The following is a 25,729-nucleotide window of genomic DNA, read 5'->3' as shown; positions in this document are numbered from 1 at the left end:
CGCTCCTCGCAGAAGCACGGCCGACGAACGAGGCCGCGTTGCGCGAGGCCCTCGACGCGGCCGCGGAGAATCCCGAACTGGCCCCGCTGGTCCGGGCGGTCGAGACACTCCGCGTACCCGTCTGAGGCCGCGCGCCGCCCCGGCGGGCCGGCATCCGCACCTGCGCGGACACCAGTTCTGGGCCACCCCCGGCCATGTGCCGTTGACGCGATCTCCGATGTGCCCGTACACATGGCCTCTATGAGCGCGCCCCACCTTCCCCTGTCCGGTGTCACCGTCGTCAGCCTTGAGCAGGCCGTGGCCGCCCCCTACGCCACCCGGCAGCTCGCCGACCTCGGGGCGCGCGTGATCAAGGTCGAGCGGCCCGGGGGCGGGGACTTCGCCCGTCGGTACGACACGACGGTGCACGGGCAGTCCAGCTATTTCGTGTGGCTCAACCGGTCCAAGGAATCCCTCACGCTGGACCTGAAGGCCCCGCGGGGCCGGGAGATCCTGAACGAGCTCCTCGACGGCGCCGACGTGTTCGTGCAGAACCTGGCGCCCGGCGCCGCCGACCGTCTCGGCCTGGATGCCGAGGCGCTCCGCGAGCGGTGGCCGCGGCTGATCCCGTGCACGATCTCCGGGTACGGCACGTCCGGGCCATGGGCCGACCGGAAGTCGTACGACCTGTTGGTGCAGTGCCAGACCGGGCTGGTGTCACTGACCGGAACCCCCGACGAGACGGCGCGGGTGGGCATCTCCGTCGCCGACATCGCCGCCGGGATGTACGCGTACAGCGGTCTCCTCACCGCCCTGTACACCCGCGCCACCACGGGCACGGCGCATCCGGTGGAGGTGTCCCTGTTCGAGGCGCTGGCGGAGTGGATGGGGCAGCCCGCCTATTACACGCAGTACGGCGGCGCCCAGCCTCTCCGACTCGGCACCCAGCACCCCACCCTCGCCCCGTACGGCGCCTACCCGGCCGCCGACGGCCGTGAGGTGCTGTTCTCCATCCAGAACGAGCGCGAGTGGGCCGTCCTGTGCGCGGAGTTCCTGGGCCGGCCCGAGCTGACCGACGATCCGCGGTTCGCCACGAGCTCCGCCCGAGTGGCCCACCGCGACGAACTCAACGCCGTGGTCGCCGAGCGCTGCGCCCGCTCCGGTGCCGACGAGATCCTCAAGGACCTGGAGTCCATCAACATCGCCTGCGCCGGGGTCAACGACGTCGCCGCGTTCCTGGACCACCCGGTGCTGTCCGGCCGCGACCGCTGGCGCGACGTGGCGGTACCCGGCGGCGCGACGGCGCGGGCCCTGTTGCCGCCGGCCGATCTCGCCGGGGTGCCCGCGCGGATGGACCCGGTGCCCGCGGTGGGCGAGCACACCGAGGCGATCCTGACCGAACTGGGCCGTACCGGCGAGGAGATCGAGGCCCTGCGCGCCGGTGCCGTCGTCTGAGGGCGTTGATCCGCTTCCTCCGTCTCAACTCAGCTGCTCGGCCAGTCCGACGATGATGCCCTCCGGGCCGCGGACGTAGCAGAGCAGATAGCTGTCCTCGAACCGGGCGATCTCGCCGACGAGTTCGGCGCCGTGAGGGCGCAGGCGGGCAACTGTGTCCTTGATGTCGTCGACGGCGAACATGACGCGGTGGGTGCCCAGAATGTTGTGCGGCCGGTTGCGCGGCCCGGCGCTGATCACCGCGGGGCTGCGGTACTTCGCCAGTTCGAGCCGGCTGTGACCGTCCGGGGTCCGGAGCATCGCGATGTCACAGCGGACGCCGTCGAGTCCGGTGCACTGGTCGGCGAAGAGGCCCTCGACCTCCCCCCTGCCCTCCAGCTCCATACCGAGTTCCACGAAGAACGCGATGGCTGCATCCATGTCCTCGACGACGATGCCGACGTTGTCCATCCGCTGAATCGCCATGCCGGTTTCTCCCTCTTCCTCGGGCGGCCGGTGGTGGCCGCTGACGTCCCTGGGACGGAGCCGATGTCGCGTTCTCGACATCCGCGGACCGCCGAACTCCGAAAAACCTGGATCGCGCCCGGCACCGCTGCGGCAGACGACCGGCCGCGGCGTGCCGTCCCCGCTTTCCCATGATTCCTCGACGATTCGCACCGTGCACGACCGAACGCGGCGCACGCTCCCCGCGTCACAGTGTCGGGCGGTGACGGCACCGCCCTGACCGGCTCATCGCCGTCCGCTCGGGGGTATCCATGCGTACGACCGTCCCGCGCACCGTCCGGTTGCTCACCGCACTCGGCCTGCTCGCCGCCGGATGCGGCAGTGTCACCGCGAGCGAGGAGGAGTCCGAACCGGCGCCTCACACCAGGCCCCGTGCGCTCAAGGTGGCCAGGGCCTGGGACGGTTCACCGGCCGCCGAGACCTGGCGCGAGGGCTACTACCCGATGGGCGACCCGGTGCAGCTGCCCGAGGGCGCCTTCCACAACGACGCCGACAAGGAGGCGTACGACACCCGGAACTTCGTGCTGCGCGGCGAGCTCCCCAGGACCCCGCAGAAGAACGCGAAGGTGACCTGGCAGGACGGTGACTCGCTCACGCTGCCGCTCATGGGGGCGCGGGCGGCGTACGAGAAGCTGGGCGGTTCGAACGCCCCCGGGCCGCGTCTCACGGTGACCGGGGCCAAGCTGGGCGAGACGACGCTGGCCACCAGCCGCGGCCCGGCCACCGTTCCGGCGTGGCTGTTCACGATCAGGGGCTATGACACCCCGCTCAAACGGGTCGCCCTCAGCTCCGCCAAGCCGCCGAAGTCGCCCATCGGACCGTTCGAGTACCCCAGCAGCGAGTTGTGGGACCTCGACAGGCTGGTCGAGGTGTCCGCGGACGGCCGGTCCCTCACCGTGCTGGCCCACCACGGGGCGTGCGACGACGGACCCGGCGTGGACGTCCTGGAGACGGAGGGCAGTGTCGTGCTGTCCGCCTACTTCGTGGGGACCAAGGACGGTCCCTGCACGCTCCAGCTGCTGTCCAAGAAGGTGACCGTCGCATTGGACCGCCCGCTGGGCGACCGAACCCTGTTGGACGCGTTCACGGGCAGTCCCGTGCGAGGGACCGAGTGAGTCAGCGGTCCTGAAGGGCCCTCACATCGCAGGGGCCGAGGGGTACTTCGGTCGCGTACTCGGTGCGCAGGACCTCCTCGGCCTCCGGTGAGTCGAGGACGAGGTTCTGGTCGGCGTCGAAGAGGGCGCCGCCGCGCTGGTAGAGGAGCACTCTGGAAGGACTGCACGACCTGGCCGGCGTCGCTGCCGACCGTGGAGACGACGCACATCGACGCGCCGTGGTCGCGGTGGACGCGGGCGCCGAGCTCGGCGAACTCCTCCCAAGTGACGCTGTCCTTGGGCAGGTTGTACCGGTCGAAGGGGTCGTCCCGGCAGAAGTGGACGACCATCGGGGTGTCCGAGTCGAAGGCGTAGACCCGGCCGTCATCGCTGAAGGGGGCCGTGCGGGCGGGCAGCAGGTCGTCCTTCAGGCCGGGTACGGCGGCTATGTCGTCGGTGAGGTCGTCCAGCAGGCGTTCGGCGATGTCGCCGCGCAGCATGCGCGGGAAGCTGCCGATCTCGAAGCCGACGAGGTCGGGTATGCCGCGTCCGGCGACGGCCTGGGCGAGCAGCTTGGTGACCACGTCGGAGGCTCCGGCGCGGGTGACCTTCAGGTGGTAGCGGAAGTCGGTGAGGCGGTCGGCGTCCGGGATGCCCTTCTCGAAAAAGGCCTCGTAGCCCGGGTCGTGGGTCCACAGGGCGAGGGTGACGTCTCCGGAGGTGAGGGCGCTGGTGCTGTCTCCCGCGCAGGCGGTGAGGGCGGCGGCCGCGCTCAGGCCGAGGGCGCCGTGCAGGAGGGCACGGCGGGTCGGGTGGGCTGGTGGGTACACACGTGACTCCTCACGTGGTGCGGCTACGAGTGTGCGGGTGCGAGTGTGCGGGTGCGGTGGAGCTCCGTACGGTCAACACGACGGCCGGTTCGGGGTGTTCGGCCGGTGCGGGGCGGCCCTCGATCAGGGCGATGAGATGCGCGTTGTTCGGGCGGTAGTCCAGCTCCCTTGTGGCCCGGAGCACGCGGTCGCGGACGTCCGGGCTGACGTGCGGTTCGCCGTTGACGACCCGCGACACGGTCTTCTGGGAGACGCCGGCGGCGCCTGCGGCCTCGGTCATGGTCGTCGCCACGGAGGGCTCCCGGGGTGGTTGTCGTCGTCGTTGACTACGTAGTCACGTGGAGCGGTGGCTGTGCGAGGGCTGCATTGACCACGTAGTCACGCCAGTGTGGGGAGTGGTGGGAGCCCAGTCACTGGATCTGTGCGCCCGCAACAGCAATCCGGCGCGGTCCGGCCGCGATCCGGAAGCGATCCGGCAGCGTCAGCTCGTCAGGGCCGACTCGGCGGCTGCCAGGGCCTGTTCGGCGTAACCGCGGCCGAAGAGCACCGCGTGCACAAGGAGCGGGAAGAGTTGGTGGACGCCGATCCGGTGGGGCCAGCCGTCGGCGAGGGGCGCGGTCTCCTGGTAGCCGTCCAGGATGCGGTCCAGGTGGGGGCAGCCGAAGAGGTGCAGCATCGCCAGGTCGGTCTCGCGGTGCCCGCCGTGCGCGGCCGGGTCGATCAGCCAGGCGTGTCCGTCGGCGCCCCACAGGACGTTGCCGTTCCAGAGGTCGCCGTGCAGCCGGGCGGGCGGCTCGGCGGGGCCGGCCAGTTCGGGGAGCCGCTCGCAGACCCGCTCGACGATACGGGCCTCCGTGCCACGGACCGTGCCCTCGTCGACCGCACGGCGCAGATACGGCAGCACCCGGTGCTCGGCGTACCAGCGGGGCCAGTCGGGACCGGTGACGTTACGCATCGGGGCGAGCCCGATGCAGGCGTCCTCGGGGCCGCCGGGCGGCGGGGCGCCGAAGGCGGGGGCGCCGGCTGTGTGCAGGGCGGCCAGTTCGCGGCCCAGCCGCTGCGCGGCCTCGGCGCCGGGACGACCGGTCGCCACCCGGTCGGTGACCAGCCACGGCCCGTCCTGGCCGCGCACGGTGGGGATACGGACCGTGCCGGCCTCGGCCAGCCAGCGCAGCCCGGCCGCCTCGGCCCGAGCCGCCCGGTCTCCGTCGCCGCGTTTGACCATCACCACCCGGCCGTTGTCGAGGGTGACTTCGGCGAGCGTGCCGGAGAGCCGACGCTCGCCTTTGGCCGCACGTCCGGTGAGGCGCGCCGCGACGGCGCCCGGGTCCTCGAAGCTGTTGTGCACGGCCGTCAGCGTACGGCGGCCCCGCCCCCTGCCGAAGTCACCGGGTCAGCCGTTGGCGGCGGCCTTCTTGATCGCCTCGCGGATACGGGAGTAGGTGCCGCAGCGGCAGACGTTCTCGATGCGGTCGATGTCGGCGTCGGTCGGTCGGGGTGTCTTCTTCAGGAGGGCGGCCGTGGCCATGATCTGGCCCGGTTGGCAGAAGCCGCACTGGGCCACGTCGCAGTCGAGCCAGGCCTGCTGCACGGGGTGGAGGCGCTCGCCGTCGGCCAGGCCCTCGATGGTGGTGACCTCGCGGCCGGCGCAGTCGGCGACCGGGACGACGCAGGGCTGGATCTCGTCGCCGTCGAGATGGCTGGTGCAGGCGCGGCAGGCGCCGATGCCGCAGCCGTACTTGGGGCCGGTGACGTTCAGCAGGTCGCGCAGCACCCACAGCAGGGGCATGTCGGCGGGGGCCTCGACGGTGACGCGCTTGCCGTTGAGGGTGAAGGAGTAGGACGGCATCGGTACCTTCTCGGACGAGGCTCAGAAGTTCAGGGGGAAGCGGCGCGGCTTGGTGCCGGTCGCGCGGGCATAGGCGTTGGCGACGGCTCCGGACGCGGCCGGGACGCCGAGTTCACCGGCTCCGCCGGGGTCGCGCCGGGAGGGCATGATGTGCGCCTCGAAGTGCGGTGGGGCGTGCCGTTGGCGGGCGTAGTGGAAGTCGGCGTAGCTGCTCTCGCGGACGGCGCCCTTGTCGATGTGCAGGCCGGCCCGCAGCACCGTGGAGATGCCGTCTACGGCGGTGCCCATGAGCTGGGCCTCAAGTCCGCGCGGGTTCACGGCCGTTCCGACGTCGGCCGCCATCACCACCTTGGTCACCCGGGGGTTCTTCGGGTCGACGGCGTCGATCTCGACCAGACAGGCCACACAGGAGCCGTACTCCTCGTGGACGGCGACCCCCTGGGCGTGGCCCCGCGGCATGGTCCGGCCCCATTTCCCGGCGGTCGCGACCTTGTCCAGTACGGCCTTGACGGCCTTGCCGCGCAGTGTCGTACGGCGGAAGGCGACCGGGTCCTCGCCGAGGCTGCGGGCGACCTCGTCGACGACAATCTCCTCGGCGGTGCGCACGGTGCCGGAGTCCACCGAGCGCCAGGCGCCGAGCGGGATCGCCAGGCCGATCGAGCCCGAGTCGCCGGAGAGGCGGCCGAAGTTGTAGAGGCCGCTGTCGCTGGGAAGCGGGGCCGCGGCGGGGGTGACGGTGGCCGGCCGGACACCGCCCTGGGTGGACAGGCCCTGCTTCCCGGAGGACTCGTTGACCGAGGCCGTCGCGTGGGCGAAGGCCACCACCCGGCCCTGGGCGTGGCTGGCCCGGATCCGGTGGTGGGAGGCGGGGCGCATTCTGCCGTGCCGGACGTCGTCCGCCCGGCTCCACATCAGCTTCACCGGCCGGCGTGCCTTCTTGGAGATCAGGGCCGCCTCGATGGCGGCGTCGTAGTTCAGCCGGCGTCCGAACGAGCCGCCGCCGCGCAGGACATGAACCCGGATCTTCGACGCGGGCAGGCCGATCGTCGCGGCGATGTCGTCGCGCGCGGACTGCGGGGTCTGGGAGGAGAACCAGATCTCGGCACGCCCGTCGCGTACGTCGGCCACTGCCGTGAGCACCTCCATCGGCGCATGGCTGACGAAAGCGAACTCGAACTCGGCCTCGGTCTGCGCCGATCCGCTCGGCGGGGTGTCCAGCTTCGGGACTGCGGCGCGCAGCCGGGAGCGGATCTGGGTGTCGGAGAGGTTCGCCAACGGGCCCGGCGCCCACTTGATCTTGAGCGCGTCGCGGGCCTGGAAGGCGTGGTGGAAGGTCTCCGCGACCACGGCTACACCACCGTCGATCCGGACGACCGCGTGCACGCCGGGCATGGCGCGTGCGGCCGCGGAGTCGACCGAGACGACCTTCCCGCCGATCGTCGGCGGCCTGGCCACCACCGTCGGCTTCGCTCCGGCCACCGCGAGGTCTCCGGTGTACTTCGCCTTGCCGGTCACGATGTCGCGGGCGTCGATCCGGGTCGTCGGCCGGCCGATCACCCGGTGCTGGGAGGCGGGCTTGGGTGTGGTCGGCACGCCCGGCCGGGTGATCCGGGCGGCGCTGCGGCTCAGCGAGCCGAAGGTGGCGGTGCGCCCGTCCGGTGCGAAGACACGGGTGCCCCGGGTGCGCAGGGTCCGCGCGGGGACGTGCCAGCGCCGGGCGGCCGCGGTCACCAGCTTGGCGCGGGCGGTGGCGGCCAGTTGCCGGGCCGGCCCGTACAGCGAACTGACCGAGTTCGAGCCGCCGGTGAACTGGTTGCCCTTGCCTCGGGCGTCCGCGAGCGGGATGTCGACGTCGGCGAGCCGGGCGTCCAGTTCCTCGGCGATCATCATGGCGACGGCGGTGGTGACGCCCTGGCCGACCTCCACACGCGGCAGCCGTACGACGATCCGGTTGGCCGTGGTGACCTCCAGGACCAGCATCTCCTCGTCGGTGCCGGTGGCCACCACTTCGGACGACGGGCGGGCGCCGCCCTCGGCTTCCTCGGCGCCTTCCGCGGGCGAGGCCTCGCAGCCGAGCGGTGCGGCGACGGTCAGGGTGGTCGCCGCGAGCGAGTAGACCACGAACTGTCGACGTGACAACTGACGGGCCAACAGACGCTCCTCTCCGAGAACCCGGGGTGGTTCGACCTGTATGAGGGGCGGTTGCTCGCCGAGGTTGCGCCGGTTGGTCACTCCATCGATCTACGGTTCGGCGATCTACGGTTTGGCCGCTTCGTCGATCGACGGCCCGGGTGACCGCAGTTCGGTACCCCACTCCAGCTGCCGTATCAGCTCGTCGTCGCCGGGCCGACTGCCACGCGCGGCGCCGGGTCCGGGTCGGGGACCGGCGCCGGGTCCGGGGCCTGACGGTGAGTGGGTGCCGCGGGAGATGTTGCCGCTGACCGTGATGTTGTTCTCCACGCGGGGGCGGCGGAGCGTCTCGTAGAGGGCGAGTGCGCTGTCGGTGTCGGGCGTGTCCCGCAGGGACTTGGCGAGGACGACGGCGTCCTCCAGGGCCATGGACGCGCCCTGCCCGGTGGCGGGGGATGCCGCGTGGGCCGCGTCGCCGATGACCAGGGTGCGGCCGGAGCGCCAGGGCGTCCCGGTGGGCAGTTCGGTGGCGTTGGTGACCATCAGCCGGTCGGAGGTGGCCGCGACCAGGTCGGCGGCGGGGGTGGCGTCCTTGCGCAGCAGCGGCAGCAGCAGATCGCGCCATCGGGCGGGGGTGCCGTGGGCGAGGTCGTCGGCGGTCAGCGGGGTGTCGGTGACACGGGCGAACCAGTACGACTCCCCCGCGGGCGACACCGCGTATCCGAAGGCGACGGAGCTGCCGCGGACCATGGTGATGGTCTCGCCCTCGCCGGACGGGGGTGCGGCGTCGGTGTAGCCGTAGAAGACGTACTGCCCGGCGTAGTCCGGGCGGGCGTCGGGGGCGACGATCCGGCGGACGGTGGAACTCAGGCCGTCGGCGCCGATGAGGAGGTCGCCGGTGGCCGTACTGCCGTCGGCGAAGTGGGCGGTGACGCCGTCCGGTCCTTCCTCGACGGATACGAGGCGGGCGCCGTGCCGGATGTCGATGCCACGGCCTGTCACCTCGGCCTGTAAGGCGGCGTTGAGATCGCCGCGCCGCACGCAGCGGTACCGCAGGTGGGGGGTGCCGGCCTCGCCGAGCGGCACCTGGGCCACCTGGGTGCCCGTGTCGTCGAGGACCCGCATCGAGGTGAGGGGGAAGCCGATCGCGGTGACCGCGGCCGAGGCGTCGATCTCCGCGAGGGCGCGCATGCCGTTGGTCGCGAGCGTAAGGAACGCGCCGATGTCCTCGGCGGAGTCGGGGTGCGCCCTCGTGCACAGTGACGTCGAATCCCGCCTTGTGCAGGGCAAGAGCCGCTCCCGCACCGGCGATTCCGCCCCCGATGACCAGTACCTGTGCCACATCGCTCCCTACTCGTACGCACACGGCCCCCGTGCGCACACCTCGCCCGCCGGTCTCCCGCACATCGCCCGGGTCCTTCGTGGAACGTCCCGGCACCTGCGTGGGTTCCCGCGCCGGACCGGGTCCATCGGATGGTCCCGGCCATGGGCGGCACGGAGTGGGTGGCATGGGGCGGGCGCCGTGGAGCGGGTGGCATGGAGCGGGTGGCGGCATTCCCCATGTCTGCGTGGGCGCTGGTCATCGGTGTTCCTGGCTTGTTCCGCATGGTTCCTGCGACGTCTCTCGCGAACGGTGCAACCATGGAGCCAATCCGGGTGTCTCACCAGATACCAGACAGACAGCTTCCCGGGGGGACGCAATGGTACGAAAGAGAACGGCATGGGCGGCACTCGCGCTCATGGGCACCACCTTGGGAGTGGCGGCGGTTCCGGCCGGTGCCGCACCGGTCAGCACGACGGCCCTGACCACGGCCTGCCCCACGGGCTGGGGCAGTGTGGCCAAGACCCGCTCCGCCGCCACGACGGAGTCGGTGACGAACATCAGGACCGGCCGGCACGCCTGCTTCGACCGCATGGTCGTCGACGTCCCCGGCGCAGGCACGGGCGCCCTCGGCTACTCCGTCAGGTACGTCAGCCGACTCCACCAGGACGGCTCGGGCAACTACATCCCCGTGGGCGGCGGAGCCGTCCTCGAAGTGCGGGTGGCCGCCCCGGCGTACGACACGGACACCGGGAAGCCCACGTATCCCGTGCGCGCGGGTCAGCGCCTGTCGGGCGTGGACCTCACGGGCTACCGCACCTTCAGGGACGCGCGGTTCGCCGGCAGCTTCGAAGGGGACACACAGATCGGACTCGGGGTCCGGGCCCGGCTGCCGTTCCGGGTGTGGGTGACTGCCGGCCGGGTCGTGGTCGACGTCGCACACAACTGGACCGGGGCACGCTGAGGTCGCCGGACGATCAGGGCGGCCCGCCCCACCCCACGATGCGGCCCGCCTCACCTCACGGAGGCGGGCCCCTGATACTCCCGGAGCTTCCGGTAAAGGGTCGCCCTCGCGATCCCCAACGCCGCGGCGGCGCGTGCCTTGTTGCCGCCGTGGCGGCGCAACGCCTCCAGGATCGCGGCCCGTTCGGCGAGCTCCATCGGGCTGAGGCTCCGCCCCGCGGGCCCCTCCCGGACGAGATCCGGCAGTTCGTTCCGCCGCACCGGCCCGGAGATCCGGCGCTGACTCGCCAGCGCCCGTACGAGGTGGGCGAGTTCTGTGACGTTGCCGGGCCAGGGGTGCTGTTCCAGTGCCCGCAGCGCGTCCAGCGTCCAGGTCAGCGGCGGACTGCCGGGGGCGGGACCGGGCGCGAGGACGGGCAGCAACTCCCTGATGTCCTCGGGGCGTTCACGCAGGGCGGGCACGGTCACCGAACGGGCCGCGAGGGTGTCGAGAAGGCGCTGAAGACAGGGGCCCGGCGGAGTTCCGGGGGTGTAGGTGGCGACCAGATGGAGGCCGGGACGCCCGTCCAGGAGGGAGTTGAGGGCGGCGACGTCCGGCTGGGCCAGCCGTTCGGCATGCCTCAGCAGCAGCGGACGGTCACCCGCCCTCCCCCAGCCCCCGGCCGGAGGGACACCCTTCTCGCCACGCTCGCCGTCCTTGAGGCCGAGTTCGGGTGACTCGGCGGCGTCCACGACCAGCGGGGCCGTGCCGTCGAGCAGTTCGAGAGCGAGTGCGGTCTTGCCGGTGCCCCGCTCGCCCACGAGGAGCAGCGGCGCCCTGGTGCGTGCCAGGACTGTCGCCCGCGCGACCGCGTGCCGCCACGGCACCGAGCCCCCCACCAGCGAGCCCGCCGGACAGGGCGGCGCCGACGACGGCTCCACCGGACGTGGTTCGAGTACGGCGACGAGGCCGAGGTCGCGGCCGTCGTGCCGTACCGGAGTGATCTCGGCGGTGCACCCGGCGTCCTCGGGAAGCGGGATGTCGTACGGCTCCCCGGTCCCCCTCCCCCACGCGCGCGTGGCCGCATCCAGCGCGGCCCGCTCCAGCGCCTCCAGCACCTGCGGCGAGGCAAGGTGTGCCGCCGCCTCGCTGATCAGGCGGTTGCGACCGTCCAAGGCGACGACCGCCCGTCCGTTCTCCCGCGCGGCCCGCTCGTAGGCGTCGAGCAGGGCGCGTTCCGCGGTACGCGCGCGTGCCCGCAGTTCCGCCTCCACCGCAGCCGCGGCCGCCTCGGCGAGGGCGGCGCCGGGATGCGGTCGGCAGCCGGTGCAGAGACCGGAGGCGACCGTCACCGTGCCGAGGGCCTGTCCCGTCTCCGGGGAGAGCAGGGGCACGCTGACCGCGGAGACGTCCTGCCACACGTCGAGGAAGTGCTCGGGGCCGTGTACCTCCGCCCGGCGCCGGGTGCGCAGCGCGAGCGCGGCGCTGTTGTGGCCGACCTCCCGCTCGGACAGGTCGCGGCACGCGTCGTCGCCGGGCACGCTGCCGGCCGACCACAGCACCCTCAGCCGCTCGTCGGTGAGGACGAGCGCCGAGCGTCCGGCGTCCAGGGCGGGGGCGATGCGGGCGAGCACGGGGCGTGCCGCCTCCAGCAGGGGCGAGTCGGCCGGGTGGGCCGACTCCGGTGCCGGGCCGTCGAGATCGGGCCGTACGCCGAAGAACCGGGCGCGCCGCCAGGCCGCGACGATGTCGTCCGGGACGCCGTCCGGGAGGGGACGTCCCGTCAGGAACCGTTCGCGGGCCTGGCGCAGGGGGGCGAGGGCAGGGGGATGTTCCGCGGTGGTCATGGCGTCCCTCACCGTATCGGGGGCGTCACGCCCCGGGCGACGGCGGGTTGTCTCGTATTGAGACACCCATGACCGGCCACTCCGCTCCATGATCTTGAAAGGTCGGAGCCTTTCCCTCCCGTGTCCTGTCTCATCTCCTGGAGCGTTCTGTCGTGCACACCGTCGTCGAGACCGATGTACTGATCGTGGGCAGCGGCCCGGCGGGCGCCTCGGCCGCGCTCGCGCTGAGCAGCTACGGCGTGCGCAACATGGTCGTCACCCGATACGCGAGCCTCGCCGACACGCCCCGTGCGCACATCACCAACCAGCGGACCATGGAGGTGTTGCGCGATCTGGGCGTCGAGCAGGACGTGATCGCCCAGGCGACGCCGCAGCACCTGATGGGCGACACGACGTTCTGCACCAGCCTGGCCGGCGAGGAGCTGGGCCGGGTCCGCTCCTGGGGCAACGATCCGCTGGTGCAGGCGGCGCACGAGCTGGCCAGCCCGACCCGTATGTGCGACATGCCGCAGCATCTGATGGAGCCGGTGCTGGTGAACGCGGCGATCGCACGCGGCACGGACCTCCGGTTCAGCACGGTCTACAAGTCCTTCGTGCAGGACAAGGCCGGCGTCACGGTCACCGTCGAGGACCGGCTGCGCGGCGACGAGTACACGATCCGCGCCAGGTACCTGATCGGCGCCGACGGCGGCCGTTCCAAGGTGGCCGAGGACGCGGGGCTGCCGATGGGCGGGCAGATGGGTGTCGCGGGCAGCATCAACATCGTCTTCGACGCGGATCTGTCGAAGTACACCGCGCACCGGCCCTCCACCCTCTACTGGGTGCTAGCGCCCGGCGCCACGGTCGGCGGCATCGGCGCCGGCCTGGTGCGCTGTGTGCGGCCCTGGAACGAGTGGCTGATCGTGTGGGGCTACGACGTGACCGCGGGCGCCCCCGACCTCACCGAGGAGTACGCGCTGTCCGTCGTACGGCAGCTGGTCGGCGACGACGGGATACCGGTGACGATCAAGTCGTCGTCGGCGTGGACGGTGAACGAGATGTACGCCGAGACCTACGCCAACGGGCGTGTCTTCTGTGCCGGTGACGCCGTGCACCGTCACCCGCCGTCCAACGGGCTCGGTTCCAACACCTCCATCCAGGACTCCTACAACCTGGCGTGGAAGCTGAAGCTCGTGCTCGACGGGGTCGCCTCGCCGAAGCTCCTCGACACCTATGACGCCGAGCGGGCTCCGGTCGGGAAGCAGATCGTGACCCGCGCGAACAAGTCCATCGCCGAGACCGCCCCGGTCTTCGAGGCGCTGGACGGGCTGTCGCCGCAGACCCCGGAGCGGCTGTGGGCCAACATCGCCGCCCGCAAGGACGCCACGGAGGCGGCCGAGAAGCAGCGGACGGCGCTGCGTGAGGCGATCGCGTTCAAGGTGTACGAGTTCAACGCGCACGGCGTCGATCTCAACCAGCGCTATCCCGCCGACAGCTCTGCCGCCGTCGTCCCGGACGGCACGCCCGATCCCGGTTTCACCCGCGACCCCGAGCTGCACCACCAGCCGACCTCCCGCCCCGGCGCCAAGCTCCCGCACGCCTGGATCACCTCGGGCACCCGGACCGTGTCGACCCTGGACACCGTCGGCAAGGGCCGCTTCACGCTGCTCACCGGCATCGGCGGCGACGCGTGGGTGCGGGCCGCCGAGGCGCAGCCCCTCGACATCGCAACTGTGGTGATCGGACCGGGGCAGGAGTACGAGGACCCCTACGGCGACTGGGCGAACCTCAGGGAGATCTCCGACGCGGGCGCCCTCCTCGTACGCCCCGACGGGTATGTGGCGTTCCGGCACGCCGGGGCGGCCGAGGACGCCGAACGGTTGCTCACGGACGCGCTGCGGCGGATTCTCGGGCACGGTTGAGATGAGCGCCGAGGAAGCGGGAGAAGGACAGGAAGCCGGGGAAGGAGCCCACATGACCGGCGAGCCGACAGTCACCGACGAGGCCGTCGCCAGTCTGCGCGGGACGGGCGATCCACGGCTGCGGGAGCTGCTGACCGGTCTGGTCCGGCATCTGCACGCCTTCGCGCGGGAGACCCGGCTGACGCAGGAGGAATGGGAGCGGGCGATCGGGTTTCTGACGGCGACCGGGCAGGCCTGCACCGACACCCGTCAGGAGTTCATCCTGCTGTCGGACGTGCTCGGGCTGTCGATGCTCGTCGAGACGATCAACGAGCGCCAGGGCCCGGGCGCCACCGAGTCGACGGTGCTGGGCCCCTTCCACATGACCGAGTCCCCGGTGCGTGCGCTCGGCGCGAACATCGACCTGGTCGGTGACGGCGAGCCGTGCGTGGTCAGCGGCCGGGTGCTGTCCCGGGACGGCGATCCACTGCCCGGGGCGGTGGTCGACGTGTGGCAGGCCGACGGGCACGGCTTCTACGACGTGCAGCGCCCGGACGTACAGCCGCCGGGCAACGGCCGGGGCCTGTTCACTGCCGACGCCGAGGGCCGATTCTGGTTCCGTACGTGCGTGCCGAGCCCGTATCCGATCCCGACGGACGGCCCGGTCGGTGACCTGCTGCGGGCCACGGGACGGCACCCCTACCGTCCGGCCCACATCCACTTCATCGCCTCGGCCGCCGGCCACACGCCGGTGACCACGCACATCTTCGTGGCGGGCAGCGAATACCTGGACTCCGACGCCGTGTTCGCCGTCAAGCAGAGCCTGGTGCAGGACTTCGCGTCGACCGACGACCCGGCGCTGGCCCGGGAGTACGGCGTGGCGAACCCCTTCCGGCACGCCCGGTTCGACCTCGTCCTGGAGCGGGCGTGACCGGTTCCCTCGACTTCTCGTACGAGACCCGGCCGGTGCGGGTCGTCCTGCGGCCCGGCGCGGCGGTGTCGGCGACGCCCGGTGAGGCCGAACACCTGGCTCTGCGGCGGCTGTTGGTGGTGTGCGGTGCGCGCGGGGCGGACACCGCCCGCGCGGTCGCGGACGCGCTGGGCCCGGCCTGTGCGGGCCTGCACGACGGGGCCCGGATGCACGTACCGGTCGAGGTCGCCGACCGGGCCGTCGAGGTGGCCCGGGCGGCGGGTGCCGACGGGTGCGTGGCGGTAGGCGGCGGTTCGTCGATCGGGCTGGGCAAGGCGATCGCGCTGCGCACCGGGCTGCCGCTGATCGCGGTGCCGTCCACCTACTCGGGCTCGGAGATGACCCCGGTCTGGGGCCTGACCGAGCACGGCGCCAAGCGCACCGGCCGCGACCCCGTCGTACAGCCCCGCAGCGTCGTCTACGACCCCGAGCTCACCCTCCCCCTGCCCGTGCCGCTCTCCGTGACCAGCGGCGTCAACGCGATCGCGCACGCCGTGGAGGCGCTGTACGCCCCGGACACCTCGCCCCTGGTGCAGCTGATGGCCGAGGAGGCCGTACGGGCGATGGCGCGGGCGCTGCCCGAGGTGGCCGCGGAGCCGACGTCGCTTCAGGCGCGCGGCCGTGCGCTGTACGGCGCCTGGCTGTGCGGGTCGTGTCTGGGCGCCACCACGATGGGCCTGCACCACAAGCTGTGCCATGTCCTGGGCGGCACCTTCGATCTGCCGCACGCCGAGACGCACACGGTGGTCCTGCCGTACGCCTTGGCCCACAACGCATCCGCCGCACCGCAGGCGGCAGCGGCGGTGGCCCGCGCCCTGGACGCCGAGGACGCGCCGACGGCCCTGTGGGAACTGGCCGGGCGCCTCGGCGCACCCCGTTCCCTGGCCGAACTCGGGCTCACCGAGGCCGACTTGGCGACGGCAGCCGCCCGCACCGCGGGCCAGGCGTACGCCAACCCCCGCCCGGTCACGGTGGACGGCGCGCTCGCCGTGCTGCGGGCGGCGTACGAGGGCGCACGGCCGGTGACCGCGACCCGGTGAGCCCTCCCCGTTCATCCTCTCCTCCTCCCCCTCACGTTCCCCCGCCCCCCTCAGAAAGGTGACTGCCATGCCCCTCGGACTGCTCAGGGCTCGACGCTCCCGGGGGGTGCCCCCTGCCGGGTTTCCCGTTCCGCCGGGCGCGGGTGGTGTGGGCCGCGAGGTCGTGGATCCGGTGGGGCTGCCGATGCGGGGCGCCGATGTGACGGTGACGGCGCTGGACTCCCACGAGGTCGTGGTGCGAGGCACCACGGATCCGTACGGGCTGTTCTTCGCCGCGCTGCCGCCGGGCCGCTACGGCCTGCGGATCACGGCCGAGGGGCTCACCCCGCACCAGGAGACCCTGGACGTCGTCACCGGTACGACACCCGCCACCGCTCGGGCCCAGCTGGTGTCGGCGCGGCAGCTGGATCTGCCGGTGCCCGGCACCTGGCTGTTCGACCCGCCGCACACGGCGATCCGGTTCATCGCCAAGCATGTCGGCATGGCCCACGTCCACGGCCGTTTCGAGCAGTTCACGGGCGGCATCCGGGTGGCGCCCGACATGGTGGCGTCCCAGGTGTCGGTGCGAATCGACGCGGCCAGCATCACCACGGGCAACAACACCCGGGACAATCACCTGCGTTCGGCCGACTTCCTGGACGTCGAGCGCTATCCGTACATCGATTTCGTCAGTACCCGCTTCGCCTACCGGGGCGGCGCCAAGTGGACCCTGCACGGCTCCCTGACCATGCACGGGATCAGCCGTTCCGTCGAGCTGGACACCACCTACCTGGGCTCCGTCAACGGCGGCTACGGCGAGGAACTGCGCTGTGCGGCGCTGGCCAGGGCGGAGCTGCACCGGGAGGACTACACGCTGAACTGGCGCAGCATGCTCGCCCGCGGGATCGCGGTGGTCGGTCCTACGGTGCAGTTGGAGCTGGACGTCCAGGCGATGTACCGCACCCACGACACACCCACGCCTCCCGACTAGGCCGGGGTGGCTGAGAGGTACCTCACGCCCCGGTTACGAATCGCTCAACCTCTGGTTGCGACGCGGTGATCGAGCGACTATGGGTGCATGACACTGGCCCAGCGCGCCATGGAGCAACTGGAAGTCTGGCCCGACCTCAGTTCGGGCCCAGCCAGTTGCGGCGCAGGACGGGCCCTGTGCTCCGTCCACAGCGAGATCGTGCACTTCCATTCCGACCACGACGTGGACCTGCACCTCACCGAGAGGGCCATAGAGCGCTTTCGCGCCGACCTCCGGGAGTCGACCGCGATCCGGCTCGTCCCGGGTTCCCGCTGGGTGACCGTCCACCTCGATTGCGACACCGACGTCGATCTGCTGATGAGCCTGGTCAGCATGGCGCTCAAGGCCCACCAGACCGGGTCGTCCCCCGTCGGCCACCCGGCCCGGTCCGAATGCAACTTCCACCGCGTCACGGTGGTGCCGCGCTAGCGGCGGTGCCGCGCCAGCACCGGTGCGTCAGCGCTGCTCGGTGTCGTCCTCGCCCGCCTCCAGCAGGCCCGCGGCGGCGCCGATAATGCGGGGGTCGGGGGCGCCGACGACCTCGTCGTCCTTGTCGGCGTAGTCGAAGCGGGCCAGCACGCTGCGCATGGCCTCGACGCGGGCCCGCTTCTTGTCGTTGCTCTTGACCACCGTCCAGGGCGCGTGCTCGGTGTCCGTCTCGCGGAACATGGCGACCTTGGCGGCGGTGTAGTCGTCCCAGCGGTCCAGCGACGCCAGGTCCATGGGGCTGAGCTTCCACTGCCGTACGGGGTCGACCTGACGGATCGTGAAACGGGTGCGCTGCTCGCCCTGGGACACCGAGAACCAGAACTTGACCAGGTCCACGCCGTCGTCCACCAGCATCCGCTCGAAGGCGGGGGCCTGCCGCATGAAGCGCCGGTACTCGTCGTCGGTACAGAAGCCCATCACCCGCTCCACGCCGGCCCGGTTGTACCAGGACCGGTCGAACAGCACGATCTCGCCGGCGGTCGGCAGATGCTCGACGTAGCGCTGGAAGTACCACTGTCCGCGCTCGCGCTCGGTCGGCTTCTCCAGCGCGACCACGCGGGCGCCGCGCGGGTTGAGATGCTCCGTGAACCGCTTGATCGTGCCACCCTTGCCGGCCGCGTCCCGTCCCTCGAAGACGATGACGAGCCGCCGCCCGCTCTCCTTGATCCAGCTCTGCAGCTTCAGCAGCTCGATCTGCTGGAGCCGCTTGTGCCACTCGTACTCCGGGCGCTCCATGCGCTGCTCGTACGGGTAGTTCTCGCGCCAGGTGTCCACCGGGCCGCCGTCCGGCCGGATCAGTACGGGATCGTCCTGATCGGTGTAGTCGACGCGCAGCCCTGACAACAGTTCGGTATTCATACACCGATGCAAGCGAGCGCTTTCGTACGCTCGGCGAACCCCAGGCAAAGATCAGCTATAGGTGACGCCCGCGCGGCCGCTCAGAGACCGCCGGACCCGGCCTCGACCAGCCTCGCGAGCTTGGCCAGCGCCATCCGCGTGCCGGTCTCGTTGTCCTTCGCGGGCACGGCGTCGGGAAGGCCCTCGTGTACGACGAGGACGTCCGTGCCGTCGGCGGCGTCGGTGAGAGTGGTGGTCATCGTCATCGTGCCGTGCAGCGCGGGGTCGTCGGTCTCGAACTCGACCTCTTCGACGACCCGCTCGTCCGGCACCAGTCTCACGAAGCGGCCGTGGTACGTGTCGGTGTGCGAATCCGACTTGCCCGTGCCGGTCGGCAGGTCATAGGTGAGCGAGACCCGGAACGCCCCGCCCTCCGTACCGTCGAAGTGGTGCACCCGCGCGGTCATGCCGTCCGGCACCCGCCACTTCGCGACGGCGTCCGCGTCCAGCAATGCCCGGTAGACGGCGGCACGCGAGGCGTTCACATGCCGGGAGACCCGCGTCGTCTGCATGGCCTCACGATAGCCCGCGTCAGGGGGACTCCCAGAAGGCCAGTGCCCGCATCGCCTCGGCCGTCCGGGTGAAACCGTCGTCGCCCAGCAGGGCCCGTGCCTCGACGTTGAACCGGTCGACCTCCGGCTGCGCGGCGTCCAGTGCGGCGGCCCCGTCGGCGGTCAACTCCAGTACCACGGCCCGGTGTTCGCGCGGATGCGCCCGTTTGGCGACGAGACCGGCCGCGGTGAGCCGCCCGACCAGCCCGGTGACGGCGGACTCGCGCAGCCCGAGGACGCGGGCCAGCCGCTGCTGGGAGATGCCCGGCTCGTCACGGACCGCGTACAGCGCGCCGAGTTGGGCCGTGGTGATCCCGGCGGCGGTCTGCAGACGCCGGTCGAAACCGGTGCGCAGCCGGTGGGCCGCCCTCTGGAGCAGGAAGAACAGACGCAGGTCGGGCTCGGACATGGACCGATGTTGACAGACGTCGCCGGGCGGCACCATGCTCACTTCACTAGTGAAGTGAGTCGGTGGGAGTGGTGCCTGCGGCGCGATGCGCGCGAGGCCCCGCCCGCTCCCCCACCGCGCAGAGAGGCGGAACCCGTGCCCGTCATCGACGCCTGGATGCAGCATCCGACGCCGCGCCACGCCAACCACGAGATGTTCGAGTCGCTGCGCCGGTGGACCGGCTGGTCGACGCTCGACAAGCCGCTGCCCGTCGAGGTCACGGTGGCCGCGCTGGAGGCCGCGGACGTGGCGATCGGGCTCACGGCCGCCTGGTACGGGCCGCAGGGCGCGCTGATCGACAACGATGAGGTGGCCGCCTTCGTGGAGCAGTCGGGCGGGCGGCTGCGCGGAGTGGCGGGCGCCGATCTCGCCCGGCCCATGGCCGCCGTACGGGAACTGCGGCGCGCCGTCGAGGAGTCTGGCTTCGTGGCGCTGCGTGTCATCCCGTGGCTGTGGGAACTGCCGCCCACCGACCGGCTGTACTACCCGCTCTACGCGGCCTGCGTGGACCTCGGCGTGCCGTTCTGCACGCAGGTCGGGCACACCGGCCCGCTGCGGCCGTCGGAGACCGGGCGGCCCATCCCGTACATCGACCAGGTCGCCCTGGACTTCCCCGAGCTCACGATCGTGTGCGGGCACATCGGCTATCCGTGGACGACGGAGATGATCGCGGTCGCCGACAAGCACCCCAACGTCTTCATCGACACCAGCGCCTACACCGTCCGCCGGTATCCGCCGGAACTGGTGGAGTATCTGCGCGGCCGGGGCCGCCGCAAGGTCCTGTTCGGCTCCAACTACCCCATGATCAAGCCGAGTCGGGCCCTGGAGCACCTGGACGCCCTGAACCTGGACGAGGAGACGCGGGAGCTGTTCCTGCACGGCAACGCCCGCCGCGTCTTCGCCCTCTGACGGACCGCGCGAGGTTCAGCGCACCAGGCAGGGCCGCTTGGCGTCGAAGGTCCAGCCCTTGATCAGGTACTGCATCCCGGCCGCGTCGTCCCGCCCCGACAGCGCCTTCTCCCGGTACAGCTCGTGTGCGGCGAGGAGCCGGTCCTGGTCCAGGCGGATTCCGAGGCCGGGCGTGTCCGGTACGGCGACCTCGCCGCCGACGATCCGCGGCGGCTCGGCGGTGAGCCGTTCCCGGCCCTCCTGCCAGATCCAGTGGGTGTCCAGGGCGTTGTACTCGCCGGGTGCCGCCGCCCCGCAGTGGGCCATCATCGCCAGGGAGATGTCGAAGTGGTTGTTGGAGTGGCAGCCCCAGGTGAGCCCCATGGCGTTGCACAGCTGGGCGACCCGTACCGAACCCCGCATGGTCCAGAAGTGCGGGTCGGCCAGCGGGATGGAGACCGACTGCAGGGCCAGTGCGTGGGTCAGCTGACGCCAGTCCGTGGCGATCATGTTGGTCGCCGTGGGCAGGCCGGTGGCCCGGCGGAACTCCGCGAGGATCTCCCGTCCCGAGTAGCCGTCCTCCGCCCCGCAGGGGTCCTCGGCGTAGGCGAGGGTGCCGACGAGAGGGCGGCACAGTTCGACGGCCTCGCGCAGGGACCAGGCGCCGTTGGGGTCGAGGGTGATCCGCGCCTCGGGGAAGCGGTCCTTGAGCGCCCGTACGGCCGTCACCTCCTCGGTGCCCGGCAGGACGCCGCCCTTGAGCTTGAAGTCGCGGAAGCCGTAGTGGTCGTAGGCGGCCTCGGCCTGGCGGACGATCGCCTCGGGGGTGAGGGCCTCCTCGTTCCGGATGCGGTGCCAGTCGACGGCGGCGTCGGGGTCGCGGGCGTAGTCCAGGTCGGTGCGGTCCGGGTCGCCGACGTAGAAGAGGTAGCCGAGGACCCGTACGGCGTCGCGCTGTTTGCCGTCGCCGAGCAGGGCGGCGACGGGTACCTCCAGGTGCTGGCCGAGCAGGTCGAGGAGCGCCGACTCCACGGCGGTGACCGCGTGCACCGTCGTCCGCAGGTCGAAGGTCTGGGCGCCGCGGCCGCCCGAGTCACGGTCGGCGAAGGTCGCCCCGATCGTGCGCAGGACGCGCTGGTAGTCGCCGACGCGTGAGCCGACGACGTGGGGTTCCGCGTCCCGCAGGGTCCGGGTGATCTTCTCCCCGCCGGGCACCTCGCCCAGGCCGGTGCGGCCCTCGGAGTCCTCCAGGACCACCACGTTGCGCGTGAAATAGGGGGCGTGCGCTCCGGAGAGGTTGAGGAGCATCGAGTCGCGGCCGGCGACCGGATACACGGTGAAGCGGGTGACGACGGGCTGACTCATGGCTTGTGGATGCCGTTCTCGTGAGGGGGGCGGTCGGTCAGACGGCGAGGGCGTCGAGGGCCTGTTCCAGAACGAGGACGCCGCCCAGACCCAGGATCGCGAGGACCGTCGTATAGGTCGTACGGGCCTTGATGGCATCCAGGACGGACAGGTTGAAGTACTCCTTGAACATCCAGAAGCCAGGGTCGTTGACGTGGGAGAAGGCGATCGATCCGCAGGACACGGCGAGCACCATCACCTCGGGGTGTACGCCGCTGCCGGCGAGCAGGGGCAGCGCCACGCCGGAGGCGGTGACGACGGCGACGGTCGCGGAGCCGAGGGCCACCCGGAGGATGGCGGCGATCAGCCAGGCGAGGACGATCGGGGAGATGGACCAGCCGTCGGTCGCGTCCTTGATGTAGTCGGATATCCCACCCTCGACGAGGACGTTCTTGAAGGCGCCGCCCGCTCCGATGACGAGCAGGATCATCGTCATCGCCTGGGCGGCCTCCTTGCACGAGGCGCTGACCTCGGCCAGGCTGCGGCCGACGCGCGGGCCGAACGCCCAGATCGCCACGAGCAGGGTGAGCAGCAGGGCGATCGGCGCGGAGCCGATGAAGGCGACGAAGTGCATCAGGCCCCCGTCGCCCGAGCCCGCCAGGTCGGTCACGGCCGCCCCGGCGATCAGTACGACGGGGAGCAGGGCGACGGACAGCGACCAGCCCATGCCGGGCATCTCGTCCTCGTCGAAGACCCGCTCGCTCACCAGGCCCTTGGGGATGGAGGGGTTCATCGCCCGGACGAAGGGGAGGCGCGGCCACAGCAGGGCGATGGCCGCGCCGATCGGGACGGCGACGAACAGGCCGTAGAACAGGGTGAGTCCGACGGACGCCTGGAAGGTCGCGGCCACCGCGGTGGGGCCGGGGTGCGGTGGCAGGAAGCTGTGCATGGTGGACAGGGCGATGGACATGGGCAGCCCCACCCACAGCAGGTTCGCCCGGGTGACCCGGACCAGGGTGAAGGCGATCGGCACGATGATGACGAAGGCGACCTCGTAGAACATCGTCACGCCGATGAGCATGGCCGTCAGCACCATGGCCACCTGGACCCAGCGGGGCCCGCACACGTCCAGGAGCCGGCCGGCGATGCGCTGGGCGGCGCCCGAGTCCCCCATCACCCGGCCGACCATGGCACCGAGCCCGATGGTGAGCATGGTGTCGCCGATCTGGTCGCCGATGCCCTCCGCGAGGACGTCCGGGATCTTCTCCAGCCCGATCCCCTGCACCAGGCCGACGCCCACGGCCACCAGGAGCAGGGCCGCGAAGCCGTTCAGCCTCAGTTTGGTCATCAGGACGAGCAGGACCAGGACACTGATCCCGACCACCACGAGCGGCATATGTCGGTTCTCCTTTGAACGTCGGCCGCTTCCGTTCAACCCACTGAATGGGGTCCTCACATGAAGACGCCGTCTACATATGAGGACGGAGATTATGGTCGTGGACGGTCAAGGTCAATGGGTCTGCACCGATCGATTCACCCGCGTCGCAGTCGTCGCAGTCGGCGCACCCGTCTCACTCGTCACCGGTCGCGGCCCGCCAGCCGCTCCAGTGCAGGACGGTGATCACGACCACCGGCCCGTCCGGCGGCTCTCGCGTGTACTGGGCGTACTTCTGCCGCAGCAGGTCGACGGCGGCGGCGTACTCGTCGCGCGCCGCCTGTTCCGGAGCGTCGGGCGCCAGGATCCGGGCGCCACCGTCCGCCCGCACCCACCACAGGCGGTCCCAGTCGTCGTCGTACACGTCCGCCAGGAGGCAGACGGCCGGGGTGACCTCGATGTTGTGCAACCGCTTGAGCCGCCGGGACCGCTTCGGTTTGGCGTCGACGGCGGTGACGATCTCGTCGCCGCGCACCGCGAACACGACCGGCACCAGATGCGGACGGCCCCCGGGGTCGACCGTCGCCAGCCTTGCGACGGCCGCCGCCGCGAACCGCCCGCGCGCCTCGTCCTGCTCGATCTGCGGCATCTCGGCTCCTTACGCCGGGCGGTACATCGTGCCCTGTCCCGGGTACCCCTATCCGTGTAGCGCCCTCCGGGCGGATCAGGCGGATCGGGTGGTGTCGATGGTCGGTGACACGGACGACGACATCGAGACACGGCGGCGCGGCGGCAGTGGCCATCGGGCGGTGCCGCACACGGCCGACGTGCGCGTCGAGGCGTGGGGCGCGAGCCGGGAGCGCTGTCTGGTCGAGGCCGCGCTGGGGATGGTGGAGTGCTTCGCGGACGTCACGGCGGTACGGCCCACCTCGGTGGAGCGGGTGCGGTTCGCGCAGGACACCGACGAGGACCTGCTGACCGCCCTCCTCGACGAGGTCGTCTTCCGCCTCGACGTGGACGGCCGGGTGCCCGTCGATCTGGAGGCCGACGCCACGGAAGGCGACCTGGACGTGCGCCTCGCCCTCGCCGACCTCGCGGACGTGGAGATCACCGGCGGCACACCGAAGGGCGTCTCCTGGCACGGGCTGCAGATCGGGCCGGGCCCGTACGGGTGGTCGTGTGCGGTGACCGTGGACGTGTGAGGGGTGACGGCGGGCGCCGACAGGTGAGGGCGGACGCGCGAGCGCCGAGGTGTGAGGGGTGGACGCGCGAGCGCCGAGATGTGAGGGGTGGACGCGCGAGCGCCGAGATGTGAGGGGTGGACGCGCGAGCGCCGAGATGTGAGGGGTACGGCCGCGCAGCCGCCGTCGGAAGCCGAACGGCCGCCCCCGTGCCCTCAGCCCTTCACCACCCCCAGCGGCACCAGCCGGGCCACCGTCCGGCACAGTCCCGCGCCCTCGCTCGCGGCCACCACTTCGCCCACGTCCTTGTACGCCTCGGGCGTCTCCTCCGCCAGGCCGCGCAGGGAGCGCGGGCGCACCGCGATGCCTGCCGACTCCAGCCTGGCCCTCAGTTCCCGGCCGCCCACCACGCGGGCGGCCCGGTGGCGGCTGAGGACCCGGCCGGCGCCGTGGCAGGTGGAGGAGAACGCGTCTCCGCCGGGCACCCCGACCAGGACGTAGGAGGCGGTGCCCATCGTCCCGGGGATCAGCACCGGCTGGCCGACCTCACGCAGGTCGTCGGGCAGGTCCGGATGGCCGGGCGGGAAGGCGCGGGTCGCGCCCTTGCGGTGGACGCACAGGGTGCGGCGGGTTCCGTCCACCGGATGGGTCTCGATCTTGGCGAGGTTGTGGGAGACGTCGTACACCAGCGACAGCCGGGTGCGCGCGGTGCTGCGGAAGACCCGGCGGGCCGCGTCGGACAGCAACTGGCGGTTGGCACGGCCGTAGTTGGCGGCGGCCGCCATGGCGCCGAGGTACCGCTGTCCCTCCGGTGACTCGACCGGTGTGCAGGCCAGTTGGCGGTCGGGGACCTCGATGCCGTACCGGGCCATCGCTCGGTCCATCAGACGGACGTGGTCGGTGCAGATCTGGTGGCCGAGGCCGCGGGAGCCGCAGTGGATCATCACGCAGACCTGGCCGACGGCGAGCCCGAACGCGGCGGCGGCCGGCTCGTCGTACACCTCGTCGACGCGCTGCACCTCCAGGAAGTGGTTGGCGGAGCCGAGGCTGCCGACCTGGCCGAGGCCGCGCTCCCGTGCCCGTGCGCTGACCTGGTCCACGTCGGCGTCGGCGACCGCCCCGCCGTCCTCGCAGCGGGTCAGGTCGCGCTCCACGCCGTGCCCCTCCTGAACCGCGTACCGGGAGCCGCCGCGCAGGATCCGCTCCAGCTGGCCGGGCCCGGTCAGATGCCACACCCCGCCGGGCCCGGCGCCGCGCGGGATCGCCCGGTCCAGGCCGTCCATCACGGCGGTCAGCACCGGCCCCAGCGCCTTCCCGTCGGTGTCGGCGGCGAGCAGCCGTACGCCGCAGGAGATGTCGAAGCCGACCCCGCCGGGCGAGACGACCCCGCCGTCGGCCACGTCGGTCGCGGCGACGCCGCCGATGGGGAAGCCGTAGCCCCAGTGGATGTCCGGCATGGCGTACGACGCGCCGACGATGCCGGGCAGTGTGGCCACGTTGGCCACCTGCTCCAGCGACTTCTCGGCGTCCGTCAGCAGATTCGGGGTCGCGAACACCACGCCCGGCACCCGCATCGGACCATGCGGGTCGATACGGAAGCGGTGGGGAGTCTCCTCGACCAGTTCCATAGCGGCCTCCCGCGCCTCGGCCGGCGTTTCCTGCGCGCGGCGCGCAGGTGCGGGGTACCCGCGCGGGGGCGTCCGTA

At 71.9% G+C, this 25,729-nt stretch carries 23 protein-coding genes and 2 pseudogenes; 11 read left to right on the top strand and 14 right to left on the bottom strand.

Annotated elements, in window-relative coordinates; all coding sequences use genetic code 11:
- Positions 1–125, top strand: a pseudogene (locus POF73_RS07740) (MarR family transcriptional regulator); the annotation flags it as partial.
- A gap of 115 nt (positions 126–240) precedes the next feature.
- On the top strand, positions 241–1,434 hold the full coding sequence (locus POF73_RS07735; protein WP_272113761.1) for a CaiB/BaiF CoA transferase family protein: 1,194 nt from the start codon (positions 241–243) through the stop codon (positions 1,432–1,434).
- Positions 1,435–1,458: 24 nt separating this feature from the next.
- Here the strand turns inward: POF73_RS07735 and POF73_RS07730 are convergent, their stop codons facing one another.
- Positions 1,459–1,899, bottom strand: a complete 441-nt coding sequence (locus POF73_RS07730) for a VOC family protein (RefSeq protein ID WP_272113760.1) — start codon at positions 1,897–1,899, stop codon at positions 1,459–1,461.
- 290 nt (positions 1,900–2,189) lie between these two features.
- On the opposite strand from POF73_RS07730, the gene POF73_RS07725 reads away from it, so the two are divergent.
- Complete coding sequence (locus tag POF73_RS07725; RefSeq protein ID WP_272113759.1) at positions 2,190–3,053, top strand: hypothetical protein; 864 nt, start codon at positions 2,190–2,192, stop codon at positions 3,051–3,053.
- 819 nt (positions 3,054–3,872) lie between these two features.
- Here the strand turns inward: POF73_RS07725 and POF73_RS46180 are convergent.
- The 5 genes and pseudogenes from POF73_RS46180 to POF73_RS07700 form a co-directional block, all read right to left on the bottom strand.
- Positions 3,873–4,154: a LacI family DNA-binding transcriptional regulator gene (locus POF73_RS46180; protein ID WP_443049452.1), complete on the bottom strand. Its 282-nt coding sequence runs from the start codon at positions 4,152–4,154 to the stop codon at positions 3,873–3,875.
- Positions 4,155–4,343: 189 nt separating this feature from the next.
- Positions 4,344–5,210 (bottom strand): fructosamine kinase family protein, encoded by an 867-nt coding sequence (locus tag POF73_RS07715; protein WP_272113758.1) that lies wholly within the window; start codon positions 5,208–5,210, stop codon positions 4,344–4,346.
- 45 nt (positions 5,211–5,255) lie between these two features.
- Complete coding sequence (locus POF73_RS07710; RefSeq protein WP_272113757.1) at positions 5,256–5,711, bottom strand: (2Fe-2S)-binding protein; 456 nt, start codon at positions 5,709–5,711, stop codon at positions 5,256–5,258.
- 21 nt (positions 5,712–5,732) lie between these two features.
- The gene (locus POF73_RS07705; RefSeq protein WP_272113770.1) at positions 5,733–7,832 is read right to left on the bottom strand and encodes a xanthine dehydrogenase family protein molybdopterin-binding subunit; all 2,100 of its coding nucleotides are present in this window, start codon (positions 7,830–7,832) and stop codon (positions 5,733–5,735) included.
- Positions 7,833–7,967: 135 nt separating this feature from the next.
- A pseudogene (locus POF73_RS07700) lies at positions 7,968–9,183 on the bottom strand (FAD-dependent oxidoreductase).
- 358 nt (positions 9,184–9,541) lie between these two features.
- Between POF73_RS07700 and POF73_RS07695 the strand changes: the two are divergent.
- Positions 9,542–10,126, top strand: a complete 585-nt coding sequence (locus POF73_RS07695; RefSeq protein WP_443049451.1) for an AMIN-like domain-containing (lipo)protein — start codon at positions 9,542–9,544, stop codon at positions 10,124–10,126.
- A 50-nt stretch (positions 10,127–10,176) separates the two neighbouring features.
- Here the strand turns inward: POF73_RS07695 and POF73_RS07690 are convergent, their stop codons facing one another.
- Positions 10,177–11,952 carry a helix-turn-helix domain-containing protein gene (locus tag POF73_RS07690; RefSeq protein WP_272113755.1) on the bottom strand — a complete coding sequence of 592 codons (1,776 nt, stop codon included), beginning with the start codon at positions 11,950–11,952 and terminating at the stop codon, positions 10,177–10,179.
- Between the two features lie 152 nt (positions 11,953–12,104).
- On the opposite strand from POF73_RS07690, the gene POF73_RS07685 reads away from it, so the two are divergent.
- The 5 genes from POF73_RS07685 (at position 12,105) to POF73_RS07665 (ending at position 17,280) form a co-directional block, all read left to right on the top strand.
- The gene (locus POF73_RS07685; protein ID WP_272113754.1) at positions 12,105–13,853 is read left to right on the top strand and encodes an FAD-dependent oxidoreductase; all 1,749 of its coding nucleotides are present in this window, start codon (positions 12,105–12,107) and stop codon (positions 13,851–13,853) included.
- A gap of 52 nt (positions 13,854–13,905) precedes the next feature.
- Positions 13,906–14,763: an intradiol ring-cleavage dioxygenase gene (locus tag POF73_RS07680; protein ID WP_272113753.1), complete on the top strand. Its 858-nt coding sequence runs from the start codon at positions 13,906–13,908 to the stop codon at positions 14,761–14,763.
- Positions 14,760–15,842: a maleylacetate reductase gene (locus POF73_RS07675; RefSeq protein WP_272113752.1), complete on the top strand. Its 1,083-nt coding sequence runs from the start codon at positions 14,760–14,762 to the stop codon at positions 15,840–15,842. The genes POF73_RS07680 and POF73_RS07675 overlap by 4 nt, the downstream gene beginning before the upstream one ends.
- A gap of 67 nt (positions 15,843–15,909) precedes the next feature.
- Positions 15,910–16,812 carry a YceI family protein gene (locus POF73_RS07670; RefSeq protein ID WP_272113751.1) on the top strand — a complete coding sequence of 301 codons (903 nt, stop codon included), beginning with the start codon at positions 15,910–15,912 and terminating at the stop codon, positions 16,810–16,812.
- An 87-nt stretch (positions 16,813–16,899) separates the two neighbouring features.
- Positions 16,900–17,280: a luciferase domain-containing protein gene (locus POF73_RS07665; RefSeq protein ID WP_272113750.1), complete on the top strand. Its 381-nt coding sequence runs from the start codon at positions 16,900–16,902 to the stop codon at positions 17,278–17,280.
- A gap of 27 nt (positions 17,281–17,307) precedes the next feature.
- On the opposite strand, the gene ppk2 is transcribed toward POF73_RS07665, so the two are convergent.
- The 3 genes from ppk2 to POF73_RS07650 form a co-directional block, all read right to left on the bottom strand.
- Entirely contained in the window at positions 17,308–18,198 is an 891-nt protein-coding gene (gene ppk2, locus POF73_RS07660; protein ID WP_272113749.1) for a polyphosphate kinase 2, read from the bottom strand.
- Between the two features lie 80 nt (positions 18,199–18,278).
- Positions 18,279–18,749 carry an SRPBCC domain-containing protein gene (locus POF73_RS07655; protein WP_272113748.1) on the bottom strand — a complete coding sequence of 157 codons (471 nt, stop codon included), beginning with the start codon at positions 18,747–18,749 and terminating at the stop codon, positions 18,279–18,281.
- Between the two features lie 19 nt (positions 18,750–18,768).
- On the bottom strand, positions 18,769–19,197 hold the full coding sequence (locus tag POF73_RS07650; RefSeq protein WP_272113747.1) for a MarR family winged helix-turn-helix transcriptional regulator: 429 nt from the start codon (positions 19,195–19,197) through the stop codon (positions 18,769–18,771).
- A 135-nt stretch (positions 19,198–19,332) separates the two neighbouring features.
- Between POF73_RS07650 and POF73_RS07645 the strand changes: the two genes are divergently transcribed.
- A complete protein-coding gene (locus POF73_RS07645) occupies positions 19,333–20,145 on the top strand; it encodes an amidohydrolase family protein (RefSeq protein ID WP_272113746.1) in 813 nt (270 codons plus the stop codon).
- 15 nt (positions 20,146–20,160) lie between these two features.
- Here the strand turns inward: POF73_RS07645 and POF73_RS07640 are convergent, their stop codons facing one another.
- The 3 genes from POF73_RS07640 to POF73_RS07630 form a co-directional block, all read right to left on the bottom strand.
- Positions 20,161–21,489: an enolase C-terminal domain-like protein gene (locus POF73_RS07640; RefSeq protein ID WP_272113745.1), complete on the bottom strand. Its 1,329-nt coding sequence runs from the start codon at positions 21,487–21,489 to the stop codon at positions 20,161–20,163.
- A gap of 37 nt (positions 21,490–21,526) precedes the next feature.
- Positions 21,527–22,903, bottom strand: a complete 1,377-nt coding sequence (locus tag POF73_RS07635) for a gluconate:H+ symporter (RefSeq protein ID WP_334313582.1) — start codon at positions 22,901–22,903, stop codon at positions 21,527–21,529.
- A 136-nt stretch (positions 22,904–23,039) separates the two neighbouring features.
- Positions 23,040–23,492: a TIGR03668 family PPOX class F420-dependent oxidoreductase gene (locus POF73_RS07630; protein ID WP_272113742.1), complete on the bottom strand. Its 453-nt coding sequence runs from the start codon at positions 23,490–23,492 to the stop codon at positions 23,040–23,042.
- A 97-nt stretch (positions 23,493–23,589) separates the two neighbouring features.
- Between POF73_RS07630 and POF73_RS07625 the strand changes: the two genes are divergently transcribed.
- The gene (locus POF73_RS07625; RefSeq protein WP_272113741.1) at positions 23,590–24,045 is read left to right on the top strand and encodes an archease; all 456 of its coding nucleotides are present in this window, start codon (positions 23,590–23,592) and stop codon (positions 24,043–24,045) included.
- A gap of 194 nt (positions 24,046–24,239) precedes the next feature.
- Here POF73_RS07625 and POF73_RS07620 read toward each other — a convergent pair whose 3' ends face one another.
- A complete protein-coding gene (locus POF73_RS07620; protein WP_272113740.1) occupies positions 24,240–25,652 on the bottom strand; it encodes an RtcB family protein in 1,413 nt (470 codons plus the stop codon).
- Positions 25,653–25,729 lie beyond the last annotated feature (77 nt).

Origin of the sequence: Streptomyces sp. HD (assembly GCF_028369295.1) — a bacterium.
In the GTDB taxonomy this organism is placed as follows: domain Bacteria; phylum Actinomycetota; class Actinomycetes; order Streptomycetales; family Streptomycetaceae; genus Streptomyces.
The sequence above is the reverse complement of the archived record's forward strand: the minus strand, read 5'-3'. Positions and strand labels throughout refer to the sequence as shown.

Excerpts from the sequence above, each read along its gene's own strand:
- POF73_RS07725 (WP_272113759.1), top strand. The coding sequence starts at position 2,190 with ATGCGTACGACCGTCCCGCGCACCGTCCGGTTGCTCACCGCACTCGGC.
- POF73_RS07625 (WP_272113741.1), top strand. The coding sequence starts at position 23,590 with ATGGTCGGTGACACGGACGACGACATCGAGACACGGCGGCGCGGCGGC.
- ppk2 (WP_272113749.1), bottom strand. The coding sequence starts at position 18,198 with ATGAATACCGAACTGTTGTCAGGGCTGCGCGTCGACTACACCGATCAG.
- POF73_RS07730 (WP_272113760.1), bottom strand. The coding sequence starts at position 1,899 with ATGGCGATTCAGCGGATGGACAACGTCGGCATCGTCGTCGAGGACATG.
- POF73_RS07710 (WP_272113757.1), bottom strand. The coding sequence starts at position 5,711 with ATGCCGTCCTACTCCTTCACCCTCAACGGCAAGCGCGTCACCGTCGAG.
- POF73_RS07655 (WP_272113748.1), bottom strand. The coding sequence starts at position 18,749 with ATGCAGACGACGCGGGTCTCCCGGCATGTGAACGCCTCGCGTGCCGCC.
- POF73_RS07670 (WP_272113751.1), top strand. The coding sequence starts at position 15,910 with ATGCCCCTCGGACTGCTCAGGGCTCGACGCTCCCGGGGGGTGCCCCCT.
- POF73_RS07680 (WP_272113753.1), top strand. The coding sequence starts at position 13,906 with ATGACCGGCGAGCCGACAGTCACCGACGAGGCCGTCGCCAGTCTGCGC.
- POF73_RS07630 (WP_272113742.1), bottom strand. The coding sequence starts at position 23,492 with ATGCCGCAGATCGAGCAGGACGAGGCGCGCGGGCGGTTCGCGGCGGCG.
- POF73_RS07665 (WP_272113750.1), top strand. The coding sequence starts at position 16,900 with ATGACACTGGCCCAGCGCGCCATGGAGCAACTGGAAGTCTGGCCCGAC.
- POF73_RS07620 (WP_272113740.1), bottom strand. The coding sequence starts at position 25,652 with ATGGAACTGGTCGAGGAGACTCCCCACCGCTTCCGTATCGACCCGCAT.
- POF73_RS07640 (WP_272113745.1), bottom strand. The coding sequence starts at position 21,489 with ATGAGTCAGCCCGTCGTCACCCGCTTCACCGTGTATCCGGTCGCCGGC.
- POF73_RS07650 (WP_272113747.1), bottom strand. The coding sequence starts at position 19,197 with ATGTCCGAGCCCGACCTGCGTCTGTTCTTCCTGCTCCAGAGGGCGGCC.
- POF73_RS07690 (WP_272113755.1), bottom strand. The coding sequence starts at position 11,952 with ATGACCACCGCGGAACATCCCCCTGCCCTCGCCCCCCTGCGCCAGGCC.
- POF73_RS07735 (WP_272113761.1), top strand. The coding sequence starts at position 241 with ATGAGCGCGCCCCACCTTCCCCTGTCCGGTGTCACCGTCGTCAGCCTT.
- POF73_RS07695 (WP_443049451.1), top strand. The coding sequence starts at position 9,542 with ATGGTACGAAAGAGAACGGCATGGGCGGCACTCGCGCTCATGGGCACC.